This is a genomic window from Paludisphaera mucosa, from assembly GCF_029589435.1.
Taxonomy (GTDB): domain Bacteria; phylum Planctomycetota; class Planctomycetia; order Isosphaerales; family Isosphaeraceae; genus Paludisphaera; species Paludisphaera mucosa.
This window is the reverse complement of the sequence record NZ_JARRAG010000002.1, coordinates 1,723,442-1,740,013: the sequence shown is the minus strand read 5'-3', so window position 1 is coordinate 1,740,013 and position 16,572 is coordinate 1,723,442. Positions and strand designations below refer to the sequence as shown.

Below are 16,572 nucleotides of genomic sequence, written 5' to 3'. Positions count from 1 at the left end.
CGCTCATCGACGGACCGCTCGATCAGCTCGGGCGGCTCGCGCAAGCCCGCCAAGTCGGGCTCGCCCCTCCAGTGCGACAGAGTCGTCCGGACCAGGTCGCGGGCCGTATCCGGGTCGATTTCCAGGGCCTTCCTCAAGGCAGCCAGGTCGGACCGCAGCCATTGCCTCGCCTGATCCCGCCATCGCACCCGCTCAGGCTCGCCGAGCCGGGCCGAGTCCGTGGGCGACGCCCCCGTCGAGGTGGTCCCGCGCCTCGACGTGGTCGCCGACGACGTCGGCGGAGGCGTCGCGAAGGTCGTCCCAGTCGAGCTGGGCGAGCCAGTCGTCGATGGCGGCGGCGATCGGGTCGGCGAGACGGCGGGCGTAGACGTCGGCGAGGTGGGCGATGCTGGCGGTCATGGTTCGGTCTTTGGGTTCGTTTGGAGATCAGGCGGAATTGGTTCGGGGGGCGAGTCGGGCCGTCCTCGCGGCCCGGCGGGCGGCGGCCTCGGCGGGGAACGACGCCCGCCGGGCCTCGATCGCTTCCAGTTCCTCGGCGGGGATCGCCCCGAGCCTGGCCCGGATCGCCGCGGCGGCGTCCGGGTTCCAGCTCTCGAGGGTCTCGGGGTGGAAGATCGAGTAGATCGAGGCCCTGCCGGGGCGGCCCGGCGTGTGGAGGTAGAGCCCGCCCAGCGAGATGAGCTCGCGGATTGCGCGCGAGGTCGAGCACGTGGACATGCAGCCCCGGCGGCGGAGGTCGGCGACGGCCGCCCGGGCGAGGCCGTCGGGCTGCGTGTCGCGAACCAGGATCGCGTAGACGACGGCCGCCGGCCTCGAGACCAGCTCGCAGCCCCCGGTCGACGAAGCGGTTGGACGCGTACCACTTGGCCGCCGAGTAGCTGATCCGGTCGGGGGCGGACCTCGGGCGTCGTTCGGTCACCATACGGCACCTCCGGGGGTACGGGCGGCGGGGGCGGCGGCCTTCGTGGCGGGGAGCGGGACGGTGCTGGGGTCGATCGTCGGCTCGGCGACGATCGCGGCGGGGCGGAACAGCTGGCGGTCGGTGACGAACTCAAGCGCCTTCCGGCTCTGCGCGCCGTATCTGTTTTTTTCTAGGACGGTAGAGCCGGCTTGATCATGATCTCCTTAAGCGACAGCAGGTAAGCCGCGGGATCGCGGCGGAAGCGGTGGCCCATCTTCCTGACCTCCTGCCTCCGCTCCAGCCCACCGCGGAGCGCCCGCCACGCCGCGAGGTCCGATGGCACCAGGTCGGCCCTCTCGATCGGCCGGAGCCGGGTCGCGGTCGCCGAGACCAGCCGTACCGAGCCCCGCACCACCATCCCCGGCGACGCCACCTTGCGGCCGCTGCAACGCCGCTCGTGATGGCGATACGAGCCGAACAGTTGCTCCAGGTCGTTGTTGGTCCGCGGCAGGCCGGCCGTGTCATAGCAGGCGAACAGCCCGGGCCAGTAGCTCCGCGTCACCTTCAGGAAATGGCCGACCGCGTCGTCCAGCCCCCCGGCGGCATCGCGATGCCGCCCTATCTCCCCCATCAGCCCGACGAACCGACGCCGCACCCCGGCGGCGTCGAGCCCCGCCTTGTTCCGCAGGATCGCCGCGGCGCGATGCACCCGGCCGAACGCCGCACGCACCTCGGGCCACGCCGAATCGGTCGCCTCCAGGCCCCCGGCCAGGATCGCACGCAGCCGCGTCAGTTCTTTCGGGAGCCCCTTTTGGCGCCGACCTCGTCCAGGCCCTCGGCGACCTTCGCCAGCCGGTCCCGCAGCACCAGGCCCGAGGCCGCCAGCGGCGGCCGGCCGTCGTCGGTCAGCGACGTGCGGACCGCGGCGCAGTAGCCCCGGATCGCCGTCGCCTCGTCGTCGTCGCGGCCCTCGACGGCCCGCTCGATCGGGCGGATGCCCCGGACCTTCTTCTTGAGCGTGACCTTGGCGTGGCGATCGGCCTCGTAGATCGGCCGGGCCGCCTCGCGGAGGTAATGGAACTGGCAGAGCTGGTGCGGCACGCCGGGCAGGGCTTCGGCCACGGCGTCGCGGATGGAATGCTGGCCGTCGGAGATCACCCCGACGATCGGCACGCCGGCGGCCCCCTCGGCCTCGGGCTGGAGGGCGGACCTCACCTCGCCGAGCAGCTTGGCCAGGTCGGCCCGGCAGGAGGAGAGAAGGCTCCGGGCCAGGAGGATCTCGCCGGAGAGGACGTCGCGGATGACCCAGAGGACCTCGTGGCCGACGTCGGGCTGGAGCCCATCGATGGCCAGGATCACCCGCCCGGCCTCGGCGACGACCCGGCGGAGTCGGGCGGGGTCGGACAGCGAGAGGGCGAGCAGCTCGTCGTAGCGGTCCAGCAGGCAGGAGACGCTCCGCACGCAGATGCCCACCCCGCGTCGGGTCAGCTCGGCGTGGATCTCGGCGACGCCGCGGTGCTCGACATGGCGGAGGCGACCGACCAGGGCGATGACATCCAGGCCGAACTCCTGCTGCGGCAGGGCGATGGCCCCCTCGGCTTCGGCCCGGAGCGAGACGTTGTGGCGGGGGCAGTCGGCATCGCGGCAGCGTCGGACCTGGACGGCGAATCGGGTGAGCCCCTCGAGGGTGGCGACGACGCGGCGGCCCTTGTAGGCGGCCCAGAGGGGCCGGTCGCACCCGGGGCAGACGCGGGTGGCGGTCGTCAGCTCGACGGTGCGAGTGGGGGCCGGTCGTGGCGTCCGCTTGGGCTTGGGCATCGGTCGACTCCTGGAGGGCTTCCCCAGGAGAACCGATGGCAAACTACCGATCAAGCCGGCTCTACCGTCCTAGTTTTTTTCGTGGTCGAGGATGACCCGCCGGGGGGTCGGGGGGGTCCCCTCGGGGGCTTCCTCGAGGTCGGCGGCCTCGTCGCAATCCACCGTGAAGAGGTCGTCGCAGCCGAACTCCATCTCGGACGATCCCCGGGACGAGGCCAGGCCGGGCCGGCCGTACCCCGACCCGCCGGTGCGGCGGCTCGCGGAGACCAGGAAGACGCAGCCGCCGGAGTCGGCGATCCGCCGGGCGTCGGCGACGCACGCGTTGATCTGCTCGCGTTCGTCGGCACCCACGCGAGCCGTCCGGACTGGACCCGCTGCACGTAGTCGATGATGATCAGGTCGGCCCGCCAGGCGGCGGCCGCGGCGACGATCGACGGCATCTTGTGGGGGTCGCGAGAGAAGGCGACTCGATTCAGAAGCCCCCAGACGGCCTCCCGGCCGGCGGCGAGCCGGGCGAGTGCGTCCGGCGTGGCGGACGAGTGGGCGGCGGCGGGCTGGACGCCCGAGAGCCGGAGCAGCTGGCGGTCGAGGATCGCCTGGGGCGGCATCTCGACGTTTGCAATCAGGACCCGCAGCTCGGGATTGCGGGCGGCGGCCTCGAAGGCCACCTGGCACGACAGGGCCGTCTTGCCGGCGCCGGGGGCCCCGACGATGCCCACCACCTTGCCCGGCTTGAGCTCGGCGCGGTGGAAGACTGGATCCCGTCGGTCCAGGCGGGCGTCGAGGGGGGGGCGAGGTACGACGACCAGGCCTCGTAGAGCTGGTCGCCGCCGAGGTACGGGGGCGGGGCGGGGGCGGCGTCGGCGATCACAGGCCCCTCCCGCGGTCGATCCCGCACCTGATCTGCCTCGTCGCCTCGACGTCGATCTCGAGCGCGATCGGCAGCTGCAACAGCTCGACGAGCGCGTCGACGTCGTCGCCGGACGACTCGACCAGGTCCGCGGCCGCCGAATAGAGGGCGACGGCCCGACCCGCCTCGTGGGTCTCGAGGGGGTCCTCCAAGAACCGACGGGTCGTGACGTTCAGCCGGGCGACGCCCGCCGCGGCGGTCGCCGACCGCGAGGCGGGGGCCGGGGCGGCGGCGAGGACGTCGCGGGCGGCGAGGAAGGGCCCCGGGAGGGAGGCCGTAGAGGGGACGGCGGCGGCCCTCGGCGAGGAGGCGATCGCGGCGGCGTCGAGCGACTCGAGCTCTTCGGCCGAGAGCTGCAGCTTGCAGCGGCCCGACTTGGGGTGCCGGGTGTTGGGGGCCCTCCAGATCCTCAGGACGTCGTAGACGGCCGGGTCGACGACCACGCCGGCCTCCTCGGCGGTCCGGAGGGCGAGCACCTTGGCGATCGCGGGGACGTCGGGGGCGAGGGCGATCGCCCCGGCCGGGACCGGGACGACCAGGTGGTAGCCCTTGCCGCCGCTGTAGTAGGCGACGACGGCGTCGCGGCCGTAGCGGCCGGAGAGGGGGGCGTGGGGCCGGCGGGCGTCGGCGAGGGCTTCGAGGTGGTCGTCGCGGTCGATGTCGAAGTTGAGCGCCACGAGGCCGACCGCCCCCCGATACCCCGCGGCCGAGCCCTTGTTGTCCGCCATGTGGCCCTGGTCCTCGCCCTGCGGGCGCCCCCTCGGATTCTCCGAGGACTCGACCCGGGCCGAAGCCCCGGCCAATTGGCCGTAGGCGGGGCCCGGGGGTAGGGCGGCCGGAGACGCGGCAGGACTCTTCCGCCTACGGGCGAGGCCTCGCGTCCCGTCGCGGCGCCTCAAACGACGGGCCCGTCGGGACGACGGCTCGATCTCCTCGTGCTCCGGGCCGCTGGGCGACCGGGCGATCCGCCGTGCCGGGCCGGCCTTACGGGCGAGGCCGTCGTGGTGCGGCCCCTCGGCTTCCGGCCGTGACGACGGCGCGGCCGGGTCGCTCGAGGCGTGAGCCCTTTCGGCGCCGAGGGGGCTCGGGCCGGGCCGACGTCGGGCCGCTGGACGCCCCGTCGCTCGAGGGGGCGGCCCGGCCTTCGCGCAGAGATCCGGCCGCGAGGCTACCGTCGCCGGCCCGTCGGCTTTTTGCCGCATCTTTGAGGAAGGTGGGCTCGCCTCCCTCGACCGGGGTCCGCCCACGCCGCGACGCCGCCGAGATCGCCCCCAGAGGGCCAACTTTTGGAGGCGGATTCGGCAGCCGTGGTCGATGCGATCGGCGTCCCATCGAGTCGGAGATGGGCGTTCGATCCGGCTCCGGGGGCGAGAGCGCGCTCCTGGGGACATGGCGGGACGACGGAGCCCCCGACCCGGCGCCCCGATGCAGCCGGGGGTTACGAGGTCGGCCCGGCGGGCTGTCACAGCCCGGGGGGGGGATGGTCGGCGAGCGTGTAGACGATCGGCCCGCCGAGCCACTTGAGTCGTTCGAGGCGGTGGCGTATCTCGTCGAACCTGGAATCGAAGTCGCCGGGGATCGCCTCGATGGATCGCGCGGCGAGCCGCCTCGATTCGTCGATGACCCCTCGTTCGTAGAGGAATCGACCGAGGAGCCGGAACCCCGACAGGGAGGAAGGTCCAACCGTCCGGAGTTCGTGAAAAGCTCGGTAAATGACGCCCGGCCTCCAGGTCGCGCCATTCGCGCCCCTCTCGAGCCCGGGCCCGATGTCGGCATCGGGGGCCGCCAGCAAGGCCGCCCCCGCCTCGGCAGGCAGGGGGGGCGACGCGGCCTCGAGCCGTGCGGCGACCGCGGCGCGTAGGGCGTCGCAAGGCGTACGGCCGAAGCCGTGCACCGGGAAGACCCCCAGCAGGACCTCCCAGAGGACCTCGAGGTGCGGCTCGCTCGAGAAGAAGGCCGGCTTGAGCTCGCACGCCGCGGTCTTCGCCGCCCTGGGGCGAACGATCAGGGCCGCGGCGAGCAGTTCGACCTGCTCGGGCCGCAATCTCGGCCTGGTCGGCGGGCCGGCCGGACGGCGCTTCCTCGAACCCTTGGTGGACTTGCGCCGCCGCGTCCGGGCGGGGCTTCGGGGGGCGTCTCCCTCGATCCCGATGCGATGGAACGGGAACATCGAGCCGTACATGAGCATCTATCCTTTCGCCGTCGGAACTCCACTGTCTCCGGGGGCCAGGTTACGCCGGGTCGCGAACCTGCAGGCAGATCGATTTCGGTCGGGACGCCATCCGTCCCCGGATCGGCTCCGCGCGACCGGCGTCGCGCGTGCCGATCGACCCCGCCGCGTCGACGACCGAACCGGCCGCCTCGGAGGCTCCACGAGTCCGCCACGCCCTCTCGCGGCGTGATCCACCGCGGGGGGCGGACGGCGAGCCCGCTCGGTCGACCGAGGCTCGCCGGCGAGGCGTGGAGCCGGCCGGTCCGGACCGCAAGGATGCCGTCGGCGTGCCGAGGTCGATCGATGAGATGCGCGTCCACGACCGCTCGCCGATGAGCGTCCGGGGGCCCCCGCGGCGGCCCTGCCGGTCCGACGAGGATGTCGTGGCGGCCCGACGAACGCGGCCGCCCCGACTTCGAGACGGCCCGCCATGAGTTCCGACGCCGGCCCGCACCATCGCCGCGAAACGGCCCGGCCCGCCGGCGGCGCGACGTGGGGATGGTCTCGAGGCCAGGCCGTCCTCACATGCAGTCGTTAGATACTCTGAGGGCCGAGCCCTACTAGGCGCGCCACGAACCGACCCTGACGGCACGTCGGCCCAACCGCCTCGGCATCCGCGAAGCGATCGGTCTGCTCCGACCCCACTCCTCCTCGATGGGAGGCTGCCCCTGTTTCGAGGGTGCCGCGACGTACCCCCCCCCATGGACGGCGCGGCGGGATCGGACGACGTCCGCACGGCCAGCCGCTCGCCCTGGGCTCGAACGAGCATGACGACCTGCCCACTCTTCATCCGTGGCTAAGATCCGGGGCTCCTCGGGAACGGCTGCAAGACCGGCCCCTCAGGGCCGTCGCGGTCTCATGTCTCCAGGACGGCCTCGGAGAGGTGTGTTGGAGGCCCTGGCCGTTCGGCCTTGGGAGCCCGTCCTCGGCCGTATCCCGGGCCTCGATCGAACACCCGGAGGACAGAGGCTCGGCCGCCGCCTCGTCTTCCTGGAGCCTCGATATCGCATCCGCCCCGGCCGCCGTCGGGCGCCCCCGTCCCGGACGCCGGCTCGAGGCGGTTTCGGCGTGCGGCCTGCCTCCCGCGACGCGGCCCGGGGTGGATCACGTGATTCACGGCGGGGCGGCCCTCCTCGGGGCTGCGATCGATGACGCCTCCCGCCGTGGAAAGTGGCGATCAGGTGAGCTGCAGGGCTTACTCGCCTCGCCGTCCTCCCAGGGCACGAGCCGGCCGTCCGGCGAAAAGGCCGCCCTGGCGTCCTTGGACCATCGTCGGGCCAGGGCGAAATCGCAGGCCGAAGGGATGCCGGGGGTGACTTCTTCCATCGCCCGGTCCAGGATCGCCTCGATACGGCGGGCCTCCGCGAGGTGGTCGACCCCCTCCTCCGGGAGTTCGACGACGAATTCGTCGTGGATGAAGGCCGCCACCCGGTAGCCCTCTCGGGTCAGGGCCCACAGGGCCAGTTTGGCCCCGTCGGCGGCCAGGCCCTGGAACGGCGTGTTGCGGGCCTGGCTGTATCCGACCCGGCCCCGGACGCGGCCGGTCGGCGTCGCCACCCCCGGGGGAGAGGATCGCCCTCGCGGCCCGCCGACCATCCCCTCGCCCCGGTGCGAATCCTCGCCGTCCGCCAGATAGAGGCGCAGCTCGGGGTAGACCTCCGCGACCAGCAGCTCGCGCAGGGCGCGCGCCTCGGCCTGCGTCATCGCGACGCCGAAGCTCGAGCGGGCGTATTCCGCCAGGGCGGCCGAGCCGAGTCCGCCCGGGATGCCGAAGTTGACCGCCTTGGCCCGGCGACGCAGCTCGTCGAAGCGGCCGCGATCCCCGGGCGAGCCCGTCCGCCACGCCGCGAACTCGACCGGCGCGACCCCGGCCAGGACGGCCGCCGTGTGGGCGTGGGGGTCGTCCCCGGCACGGAGGACGTCGGCCAGCCGCGAGGCTCCGTACCGGGCCTCGCACACCGCCGCGAGCGTCCGCAGCTCGGCGCATGAGTAGTCGACGATCAGGAAGAGGCGTCCCGGCGGCGCGACGAACGCCTCGCGGATGCCGCCACGCCGGGGCAGCGCCTGCACGTTCGGCCCCGAGCAGCTGCACCGCCCCGTCCGCACGAGCGGCGCGTACGTCGGGCGGACGCAGGGGCCGCGTACGGCTGCGGCGGACCGGAGCAGCGACGACGTCCGTTCCAGCTCGATCCAGGCCCCGACGAAGGGGTGGGACGGCGCCAGCGACGCCCACGCCTTCGTCGCGACGGAGACCTTCCCCCCGGCGGTGCGTGGGAGCTCGATCGAGCGGCCTAAATCCTCGGCGACGCCCATGAGGACCTCCTCGAGCGCCGCCGAGTCCAGGCTCGGCGCCCCCGTCGAGGTCCGGACGAACGATCCATCGGGCTCGAGGCGTAAGAGGCGGCCGCACCCGGGCGTCGCCGCCAGCCCGGCGGCCAGGGCGTCCGCGCGGCCGCGCAGGCCGGCGCGCGCGGCTTCCAGGCGTTCGACGTCCACGAGCAGGCCGGCGCGGGAGACGGCGGCCAGGGCGATCGCGCCCTTCACCTGGATCGCCTCGGTCAGGACGCCGAACTTCTCGACCGCGCCGGTACGGATCTCGGCGTACGGACGCATGAGCTCCAGGGCGATCCGCCGCATCGGCCGGAAGGCGGCCAGGGCGGCCGCGGCCGCATCGGCGGGGGAGATGAGGCCCCTTGCCGCCCCCGGTCCGAGGGACTCGCCGTCGATCCCGGCGTACTCGGCGGCGATCTCGGCCAGGCCCCGCGGGCGGGGAGGGTCGTCGGCCCTGGCGAGCCGGATCAGCTGGTCGAGCAGCGCGACGTCGTGCATCCGGCCCGCGTCTGCGATCGCCCGCCACGCCTCGAACGCCTCGACCTCGTCGCGTGCGGCGAGGTGATCGGCCACGACCCGGAAGGAGGCCGCGACGTCGTGGAAGACGAGGCGGCGGTCGCCGTGGAGGCGGACGAACGCGCCCAGCAGGTCGGGGCGGACCAGGCGTCGCTCCGAGCCCGAAGCCGAGGCGGCCAGGGCCGGCGGCGCGATCTCGCCCGCGGCGGCGCGGGACGCCTCGACGTGGAAGCCCAGCACGTCGCCGACGAGCGTGCGGCCGTCCCAGGCGAGGGCAGGGGACGCGGGCACGCGGGCGGCCTCGGCCCGGATGGAACTCCGGGCCGCAGCGTCGCGACCTTCGCGGGTTCGAGGAATCAGGCCCACCGCAATCCGCGGTGCGGCGATCCTCCCGCCCGATATATGCGAATTATGCGAATAGTTCCCGAGGAGTCGCGGGAGCGCCTCTCTCCCGGCGGGCCGCGATCCGGCGTCGTCGTCTCGCGACGCGTCCCACCGCCCCCGGCGTTCGGCCGGGGGACCGGGGGCTGCGACGTCGGTGGGGCGGTGGAAGGGCTCGCGGGCCATGGGGGTGCGGAGCAGCAGAACGATCTCCTCTTTATAGAAAAGCAACATGTCTCGAAAGTCTTGCGTGATCACACCTTTCGGGGCCCGGAACCTCAGGGATTCACCCTCGACGGCGAGCTCCACCCCGCGGCCGCGGAGGTCGGCGATGGCATCGCGGGCGGACATCAGATCACCCCCTCCTCGAACTCCCCGTCGCCTCCGATCGCGGGCTCCGCCGCGAATCGGGATCGAGCGGGAGACGCGCCCGAGACGTTCGCATAATTCGCAGAAATCCGGGGCGACCGCCCTCCTCCCGCCAGACCGAGGCCGTCCGTCGCGTCCGCCGGATGCGCGAGATTCATCGTCGGCCCCGCGGCCCCTTCCAGGACGAGGGGGTTGACCTCGTAGGCCGGGCCGGGCGGCCGGCCCCGGTTCGGAAGTCGCTCCCCCGCGCGCGGCCGGATGAAGTGGTGCTTCTCCAGGAGTTCCAGGGCGGGATCCAGGGCCGTCACCTTCTTGAACCTCGCCTTGACGCCCTCGAACGCCTGCCGCTTGGAGAACGTGCGGCCGGCGTCGGCCGCGCCCCCGTCGCGACGCCTGATCCAGCCCAGGAGGTGCTCGGCGTCCTCGACCAAAGGGTCGACGTCCATGAGGTCGTAGGCGACGCGGGCGTGGGGGATCAGATAACGCCCGATGCGGACCGCACGCTCCACGACCCCCGCCGAGATCGGGGCTTCCCACGGCGCCCGATCCGTCGCGTGGTCGGCCATGTGCAGCAGACCCGCGATCCTCGCCACGGCGCCCGACAGCTTGCCCGCCCAGTCGGCCATGCCGGCGAGCGGGCCGGCCTCCCCGAGCTGCGGCTCGATCCAGGCGGCGAAGTCCGCCCATCGCGCCCGGGCCTCCTCGGCGAAACAGAGCACGCGCGCCACCGACGCGGCGTCCGCGTCGGACGGCTGACCCAGGAGGGCCAGCACGCTCTCGCGGTACGCCCGCTTGACGCTTTCGGGGACGGCGGGCGGGGCGACGATCCGGCGGCCGACGACGCTGCGGGGCATGGCGAACAAGAATCGGGCCGTGAGCCCGCGACCCCGCGAGCCTGGGATCCGGCCCAGCCCCCTGACGACCTCCGGCTGGACGGCCAGCCCGAGGGTGAGGGCGGGCCGGGCGACGAACTCCGACGGCCGGCCTTTCCGGTCGACGCGGAGGGCGTCGCCGGCGTGCCCCTTGAGGAAGACGCCGTACTTCGCCGCGTCCTTGTTCGCGGCGTAGCGGCCGGCCATGAGGTCGAAGATCTGCCCCCCTCCGGGCTGAAGACGCCCATCATGCCCCCGTTCTCGGCCAATAAGGAGCCCAGGCTCTCGGCGGTGGCGTCGTCGGCCAGCAGGCGCGGCGGGCGGGGTGGGGCCGCGGCGAGCCGGCGCGCGAGCTCGTCCGCCTGGGCGACCAAGGACTTCCGGTCGGGGCCCTTCGCCTTCGCCGCCCTCCGCTGCAGATCTTCGAGCGCCCTCTCGTCGATCGCCTTCAGGTTGCGGGCCTCGGCGATCGCCGGCGCCGACCGCGCGTCCAGGTCGCGCTCATGCTCCTCGATCGGGGCGGCGACGTCGCGGAACACCGCGGTCTTGCGGCTGGCTGAAGGCTGGGCGGTGACCGTGAAGATGTTGACGGGTTCTTCGTAGCCGCCGTTGACGCCGACGACAACCTTCCCGGCGCAGGCGGCGGCCGTGACGGACAGGACCAGCATGGCGGCCAGGTCGGGCGGCGTCTGCGTGGCCGTGGCCTCGGCCTCAATGAAATCCCGCTGCCAGCCGGCCAGGGCGTCGGTCGGAAAAGGGGGCGGGTCGACGTCGTGGAAGGGGAGGGGCGGTTCCCACGCCTCGCCGGGGCGGGCCGCGCCGAACCGCTCGGCGAGGTGGTCGAGGACGGCCCGCTCGTCGGGGAACGCTTCGGGTTTCAGGCGCGTGGCCAGTGCGAGGAACGAAAGACGGCCCCCCGTGCCGAAGTCGTGATAGCCGCCGGTCTCCACGTTGAAGCCGGCCGATGGCCGGGCGTCGTCGCGGTCGACGGCCCGGCATTTCAACCAGCCCTGTTCATTCGGGCTGTCGGAGACGACCCTCAGGCCGAACTCGATCGCCAGCGCGGCGAAGTGCGGCCGGGCGGCCTCCAGGACGTCCCCTTCGGCCCCGTGGCGCGACGCGGAGGCGTCGGTCGGGGCCGTTTCGACCGGGGGCGCGCTCGCCGGGGCCGAGTCGGCCAGGGCAGTTGCGGCCAGGCGTCCCAGCTCCCCGACCGAGCCCCCGGCGTCGAGCCAGTCGCTGACGTCGCCCTTGGGCGGCAGGTCGGGCAACAGGAGGATGCCCACGGCCGCCGCAACGCCCGCCAGCGACCGGGCGACGGATTCGGCGTGGCGGCGGCCGGGGTCGTCATTGTCGGCGAGGACGACGACCTCGCGATCCCTCAGGGCCTCGTTATACCGGTCCCGCCACCGGCCGGCCCCCATGGGGTTGGTCGTGGCGAGGAGTCCGAGGCCCGCCAGGCGGTCGCAGTCCTTCTCGCCCTCGGGCACGTAGACCAGGCGGGAGGGGGCCGCGGCGAGGAGCTCCGGGAGGCGATAGAGGATCGGCTCCACGCCGGCCGCATCCCAGATCCACCGGCCGGGTTCGGCGGGGTTGGGGCGACGCTGGCGGAAGTGCTTACCCGGTCCCCGGACGACCTGGAAGAGAGGCCGCCCATAGGCGTCGCGGTATTCGTAGACGGCTCCCGAGGCGTCCTGGTCGAGGCTCCCCCGCCGGCCGGAGACGGCCGGCTGATCATCGCCCGTCGGGAGGTTCGCGTCGAAGCCCGCCGCGCCACCGACGAGCCCCGCCGCGGCCGCACGCCGCTCGAGGGGGCTCGAAGCGGCCGGCGACGTCTCGAGGGTCGTAGGTACGCCCGTCCCGCCTTCGAGCCGCGGGCCCGAGGGCGGCGCCCCCGTGCTCCGTCCCCGCGCGACTCCAGGCTCGCCGGGCCGGCAGCCCCCATCGGGGGATCGGCTCGCCGTCTCGAGAGCCGATTCGGCGCGGCTCCACGCGTCCTCTCGTTCGGCGGCGTCGCCCTCGGCGACGAGCCGCAATCCCATCGATTCGCGGATGATCCAAGGCTTCTTACCCACGACGGCTCCCGACGCCACTGCGTCCAGCTCGGATGTACGAAGAAGCGGAAGTTCGACGCGGAGGAGGCTACGCCACGAGTCGCTCCTGCAGGTAGACGGCTTTCGAATCCGCTCGCCCTCGAATCCCCTAGGCCTTTGTGACGCAGGCCGCGAGTCGGGCGCCCGGGGCGTCGGGCGAGGCCGGTCGCCGTCTGAATCACGTGATCCAAAATTCGTCCTCCCGGCCTCGCTGCGAGGCCGGCTTCGCTGACCGATTCGTCGGCCTCCCAGGCCTGGAATCGGCCAAGTCGAGCCGCCTTCTCGCCTCCCGCTGGAGGTGCGCGGACGGAGACGGACGAGGACCTCCTGCTCGCGGATGCCTTCAAGACGGGTTGGACGGGCCGGACGCGTCCAGGGATCGCACCCTCCGGTCGCCACAAAGCCGCCGGGACGCTTCGACCCGTCGACTCGACGAGCGGAGTGGAGACCGCGAGCGGCCCCGCCCGACACGCCGACCTCGCTCTCCGCCGCGACCCGGGCCTGTCGAGACCCCGCGGGCCACACCCTTCGGGGGCGTGAGGTCTTGCCGCCTCGCGATCCCGGCCCGTAGACCGCCCTTGAGGCGGTGACGCTCGGCGGCCGGCCCTCATAGATGGCGAGCCCGCCCCGGCACGCTCGGTCGATCCGGGTCCTCCAGTGCATCCGGCAGCGGCGCGGGCCGAGACTTCCGCTGGCCTCCCCGCCCGATCAAGGTGAGGTACGGTGGGAGCGAGGTCCGACAGACTTGCGATCGGAACCATGGGGAGGCGACGGGGACCATGGAGACGGCCCAGCGAGGCTTTCGCGCCGGGATGGCCCAGATCCTGGTCGAGGGGGGACGGCCCGACGCCAACCTGTGCCGGGCCGTCCGGGCCGTCGGCGAGGCCGCCTCCCGGGGATGCCGGCTGGTCGTCCTGCCCGAATGCCTGGACCTGGGCTGGACCGACCCTTCGGCGCGCGAGCTGGCCCGGGCGATCCCCGGCCCCCACGCCGAGCGATTGGCCCAGGCTGCAGGTGAGCACCGCATCCACGTCGCCGCCGGGCTCGTCGAGCGCGCGGGCGACCGCCTGTACAACGCCGCCGTGCTGATCGGGCCCGACGGCCGGATCCTGCTGCACCACCGCAAGATCAACGAGCTGGACGTCGCCCTGGACCTCTACGCCGTCGGCGATCGGCTGGGCGTCGTCGAGACGGACCTCGGGACGATCGGCCTGGCGATCTGCGCCGACAACTTCGGCCGCTCGCTGGCGATCGGCCACGTCCTCGCCCGGATGGGGGCGCAGGTCATCCTCTCGCCCTCGGCCTGGGCGGTGGACGCCGACCACGACGAGGATCGCGAACCTTACGGGGGACTCTGGCTCGACTCCTACGCCGAGCTGGCCCGCCTCTACGACGTCGCCGTCGTCGGCGTCAGCAACGTGGGCCGGATCTCGGGCGGCCCCTGGAGCGGCCGCAAGGTCATCGGCCGCTCGCTGGCGATGGGGCCGGGCGGCGTCGTCCTGGCCCGCGGCCCGTACGGCGAGCGGGCCGAGGCGCTCGTGGCCGTGGAGGTCTCGCCCCGGCCCCCGATCGGCCGGGGGACCGCGATCGCCGAGGCCCTGGAGGCCCGGGGCTATCGCGGCGTCTGAGGCCGTCGAGTATGAGGTGATCGGGGCTCCATTTTGGTCGCGCTCACGCGTGATCCCCCCGTACGCCGGCGATCGTGGCGTTCCGAGAGGATGCGAGGGAAGCCGGGACGCCAGCGTCGAACTGGACGCCCGCATGCTCATCAGGACCGATCCTCTCGACTCCCGGCCGCCGGGCGGGATCCCGGACCAGGCGTCGGCTAGGACGGCGACGCGCCGCCGGCCCGCCGCCGGCCCGGGAGGGGACGCTGACCGCAAGATCATGACGGTGAACCCCCCCAGGCCGGCCAAGGCGAACGAGAAGCTCCTCCGGGCGACTCGCGGCTGCGTTTGAGCGGGGCAGCCTGGGAACTGTCGGATTCCCGACGTGATCGAGTGGCGGCGGAGCGTCGGCGTACTGGTCCGACCTACCAGGCGCCGCGGGACGCACCTCGACGGACTACCCGCCCCCTCGCTCATCCCGCCCAGAGCAGGGGGCGGGATGAGATGCGGTTGACCATGCAGCCTTTCGCGATACTCGCGGCCGGACTCTGGGAAGGCGTCGCCCAGTACGGGCCCGGCCCGATCCCGCGTCCGGACGCGATGAGCGGGCCGTCTCGCTGAGTCCTTCCCATTGCGCCGCGACCTTGATGGACGGGGACGATCGCCGCCGATCCTCTGGTTCAACGACGCCCAGCCCCGTCCGTTTCGACGATCTGCCAGGCGAACGGCGACCTCGACCACGCCTTCGACTGGACCTCATTCGTGAAGCCGGCGGCCGGATGACCGATGAAGTCGAGCCCCGCTCCCTCAGAGCCCGGTCTAGCTCCCTGGGGTCGCGGCCCGACGAGGCCGCAGCCGCGATCGAGGTGGCGGCCGATGATCTCGGTCCGTCCGGACCGGGCCCCTTCAGGGCGCGATGAAAGGCCGATTCACCGGGGCGGCGAGCAAGCCGGGTCGAGAATCCTCAAGCCTCGACGCAGCGGACCAAACTGCTCTTGGTGCAGTTCGAAGCCTCCCTCGATAAATGGGGCATGGAACCCGCGCATCGCGGGATAGGCCTTGAGGAGGATGTCGCCGATGCCTGGCGAGTTCATGACGATTGCGGACCTGGCCGAGCGTTGGCATGTCACGGAGCGGCAGGCCCGGGCCACGGTTCTGACCTGCGGCGTGCCGAGGATCGACCTCCGGCTGCCCGGCCGCTACGTGTCGTGGCCGACGGTCCGATTCCGAGTCGAGGCGGTCGAGGCCTGGGAAGCCTCGCGAGAGCGGGCTGCGAGCGAGCCCGCCCCCGTCCCCTCCGCGAACGTCACGGTCCTGGGCGGACGGCCTTCGGTCCCGAACCGCTTGGGCCGTTGGTAACCCCTCGTCCGGCGGACCCGAGGGTCGTCGCCGCGGCGACGACGTGCTCGTCGCGAAGGTGGCCGTACGTCTTCGCGATCATGTCCGCCGACGTCCCGAGCAATTCGCCGACCGTCACCAGGTCGACTCCGGCCATCACGAGCCGGGAAGCGGCGACGTGCCGCCAGAGGTAGCCCCTCGCTCGGCCCTCGCCCTCGCCCCCCAACGCCCCGAGGTCGACGGCCGCCGCGACCGCCGCCCGTCGGAGTCGGGCCGTCGCCTGGGCCAGCATCGAGGGGTCCCAGGGCTTCCTCGTCGACGACCGAAAGATCAGGGAGTCGGGGGCCGGGTTGATGCGCGTGTACAAGCGGCGAAGCGGCCGCAGGACCGACGGGAGGAGGATGATGCGTCGCGGCTTGTCGGACTTCCGGCTGTTCTTCCACAGAAGCCTGGTCAGCACGCCATACGTGGCACCGGCCTCGGTCCGTCCCGCGTCCCATCGGATCTCGCCCCAGGTCGCGCGGTAGAACTCGCTCGGCCGGGCCCCGGTCGCGATCAGGCAGCGCTGGAGCAGCGTGAAGTCGCCGGACGCCTCGGTGCGGGGTTGCGCCCGGAGCCACCTCAACCACTTCGCCGCGTCCTTCCGATCGCAGATCGCGACCCTGGCCGGCCTCGAGGTCGGGGCCCGAAACCCGGCGAAGGGGTCGGCGCCCAGCAGGGGCTCCAGTCCGCCCCCGGGGCGCACCGACCAGCGGAAGGCCGTCCGGACGAGGCCTGTCGCGGTGGCCAGGTACGAGCTCGAGACGAACGACCCGGGTCGGACGCCCGGGCGATTGGACCACTGGGCGACGATCGACTCGAGGTGGCGCAGCCGGACGTCGACGACCGGCAACGTCCCGAACTTGCCGCCGGGGACGACGAACCCTGCGGCCTGGGTCAGGACCGTCGTCGCGAGCCGCACCGTTGCGGGATCCATATCGCCCCGGGCGGCCCGCTTCGCGCAAGCGTCGAGGTATAGATTGAAGAGGTCGACCACCCGCACGTCGGGCCTGGGGGCCGCCGCCTCGGCCGCGAGCGCCGAATACCACGCCCAGGCGGCCGCCTTGTCCCGCTCGCCGAGCTCCTTGGGGGCGGTGCGCCGCCTGCCGCCGATGGTGGCCGCCCACCGGGATCGTCCACGCCACCACCACGGTCCGCCTGGTCTCGCCACGTCTTCGACTCCTA

10 protein-coding genes and 3 pseudogenes are annotated in these 16,572 nt (G+C 73.2%); 1 reads left to right on the top strand and 12 read right to left on the bottom strand.

Annotated features, from left to right (window positions below; genetic code table 11):
* Window positions 1-192 precede the first annotated feature (192 nt).
* The 11 genes and pseudogenes from PZE19_RS16490 to PZE19_RS33005 form a co-directional block, all read right to left on the bottom strand.
* Window positions 193-399, bottom strand: a complete 207-nt coding sequence (locus tag PZE19_RS16490) for a hypothetical protein (RefSeq protein ID WP_277861732.1) — start codon at window positions 397-399, stop codon at window positions 193-195.
* A gap of 27 nt (window positions 400-426) precedes the next feature.
* The gene (locus PZE19_RS16485) at window positions 427-717 is read right to left on the bottom strand and encodes a hypothetical protein (protein ID WP_277861731.1); all 291 of its coding nucleotides are present in this window, start codon (window positions 715-717) and stop codon (window positions 427-429) included.
* 374 nt (window positions 718-1,091) lie between these two features.
* A protein-coding gene (locus tag PZE19_RS16480) for an ISNCY family transposase (RefSeq protein ID WP_438269972.1) occupies window positions 1,092-2,719 on the bottom strand; the annotation gives its coding sequence in 2 pieces (ribosomal slippage) (window positions 1,092-1,711 and window positions 1,711-2,719; 1,629 coding nt in all).
* Between the two features lie 69 nt (window positions 2,720-2,788).
* Window positions 2,789-3,070 carry a hypothetical protein gene (locus tag PZE19_RS16475; RefSeq protein WP_277861730.1) on the bottom strand — a complete coding sequence of 94 codons (282 nt, stop codon included), beginning with the start codon at window positions 3,068-3,070 and terminating at the stop codon, window positions 2,789-2,791.
* Window positions 3,071-3,090: 20 nt separating this feature from the next.
* Window positions 3,091-3,492, bottom strand: a pseudogene (locus tag PZE19_RS33020) (DnaB-like helicase C-terminal domain-containing protein); the annotation flags it as partial.
* A gap of 94 nt (window positions 3,493-3,586) precedes the next feature.
* Entirely contained in the window at window positions 3,587-4,357 is a 771-nt protein-coding gene (locus PZE19_RS16470) for a bifunctional DNA primase/polymerase (protein ID WP_277861729.1), read from the bottom strand.
* 734 nt (window positions 4,358-5,091) lie between these two features.
* Window positions 5,092-5,811: a hypothetical protein gene (locus PZE19_RS16465; protein ID WP_277861728.1), complete on the bottom strand. Its 720-nt coding sequence runs from the start codon at window positions 5,809-5,811 to the stop codon at window positions 5,092-5,094.
* Between the two features lie 1,143 nt (window positions 5,812-6,954).
* The gene (locus PZE19_RS33015) at window positions 6,955-8,979 is read right to left on the bottom strand and encodes a DNA polymerase (protein ID WP_277861727.1); all 2,025 of its coding nucleotides are present in this window, start codon (window positions 8,977-8,979) and stop codon (window positions 6,955-6,957) included.
* A 294-nt stretch (window positions 8,980-9,273) separates the two neighbouring features.
* Window positions 9,274-9,420, bottom strand: a pseudogene (locus tag PZE19_RS33010) (TubC N-terminal docking domain-related protein); the annotation flags it as partial.
* Window positions 9,420-10,529, bottom strand: a complete 1,110-nt coding sequence (locus PZE19_RS16455; RefSeq protein ID WP_277864359.1) for a DUF3987 domain-containing protein — start codon at window positions 10,527-10,529, stop codon at window positions 9,420-9,422. The pseudogene PZE19_RS33010 and the gene PZE19_RS16455, both read right to left, overlap by 1 nt.
* Window positions 10,530-10,549: 20 nt before the next feature.
* Window positions 10,550-11,734, bottom strand: a pseudogene (locus tag PZE19_RS33005) (DUF3987 domain-containing protein); the annotation flags it as partial.
* A gap of 1,448 nt (window positions 11,735-13,182) precedes the next feature.
* Here PZE19_RS33005 and PZE19_RS16450 point away from each other — a divergent pair.
* Window positions 13,183-14,031: a carbon-nitrogen hydrolase family protein gene (locus PZE19_RS16450; RefSeq protein ID WP_277861726.1), complete on the top strand. Its 849-nt coding sequence runs from the start codon at window positions 13,183-13,185 to the stop codon at window positions 14,029-14,031.
* 1,285 nt (window positions 14,032-15,316) lie between these two features.
* Here PZE19_RS16450 and PZE19_RS16445 read toward each other — a convergent pair.
* Window positions 15,317-16,558 (bottom strand): tyrosine-type recombinase/integrase, encoded by a 1,242-nt coding sequence (locus PZE19_RS16445; protein WP_277861725.1) that lies wholly within the window; start codon window positions 16,556-16,558, stop codon window positions 15,317-15,319.
* Between the last annotated feature and the right edge of the window lie 14 nt (window positions 16,559-16,572).

Excerpts from the sequence above, each read along its gene's own strand:
- PZE19_RS16490 (WP_277861732.1), bottom strand. The coding sequence starts at position 399 with ATGACCGCCAGCATCGCCCACCTCGCCGACGTCTACGCCCGCCGTCTC.
- PZE19_RS16485 (WP_277861731.1), bottom strand. The coding sequence starts at position 717 with ATGTCCACGTGCTCGACCTCGCGCGCAATCCGCGAGCTCATCTCGCTG.
- PZE19_RS16470 (WP_277861729.1), bottom strand. The coding sequence starts at position 4,357 with ATGGCGGACAACAAGGGCTCGGCCGCGGGGTATCGGGGGGCGGTCGGC.
- PZE19_RS16465 (WP_277861728.1), bottom strand. The coding sequence starts at position 5,811 with ATGTACGGCTCGATGTTCCCGTTCCATCGCATCGGGATCGAGGGAGAC.
- PZE19_RS16450 (WP_277861726.1), top strand. The coding sequence starts at position 13,183 with ATGGAGACGGCCCAGCGAGGCTTTCGCGCCGGGATGGCCCAGATCCTG.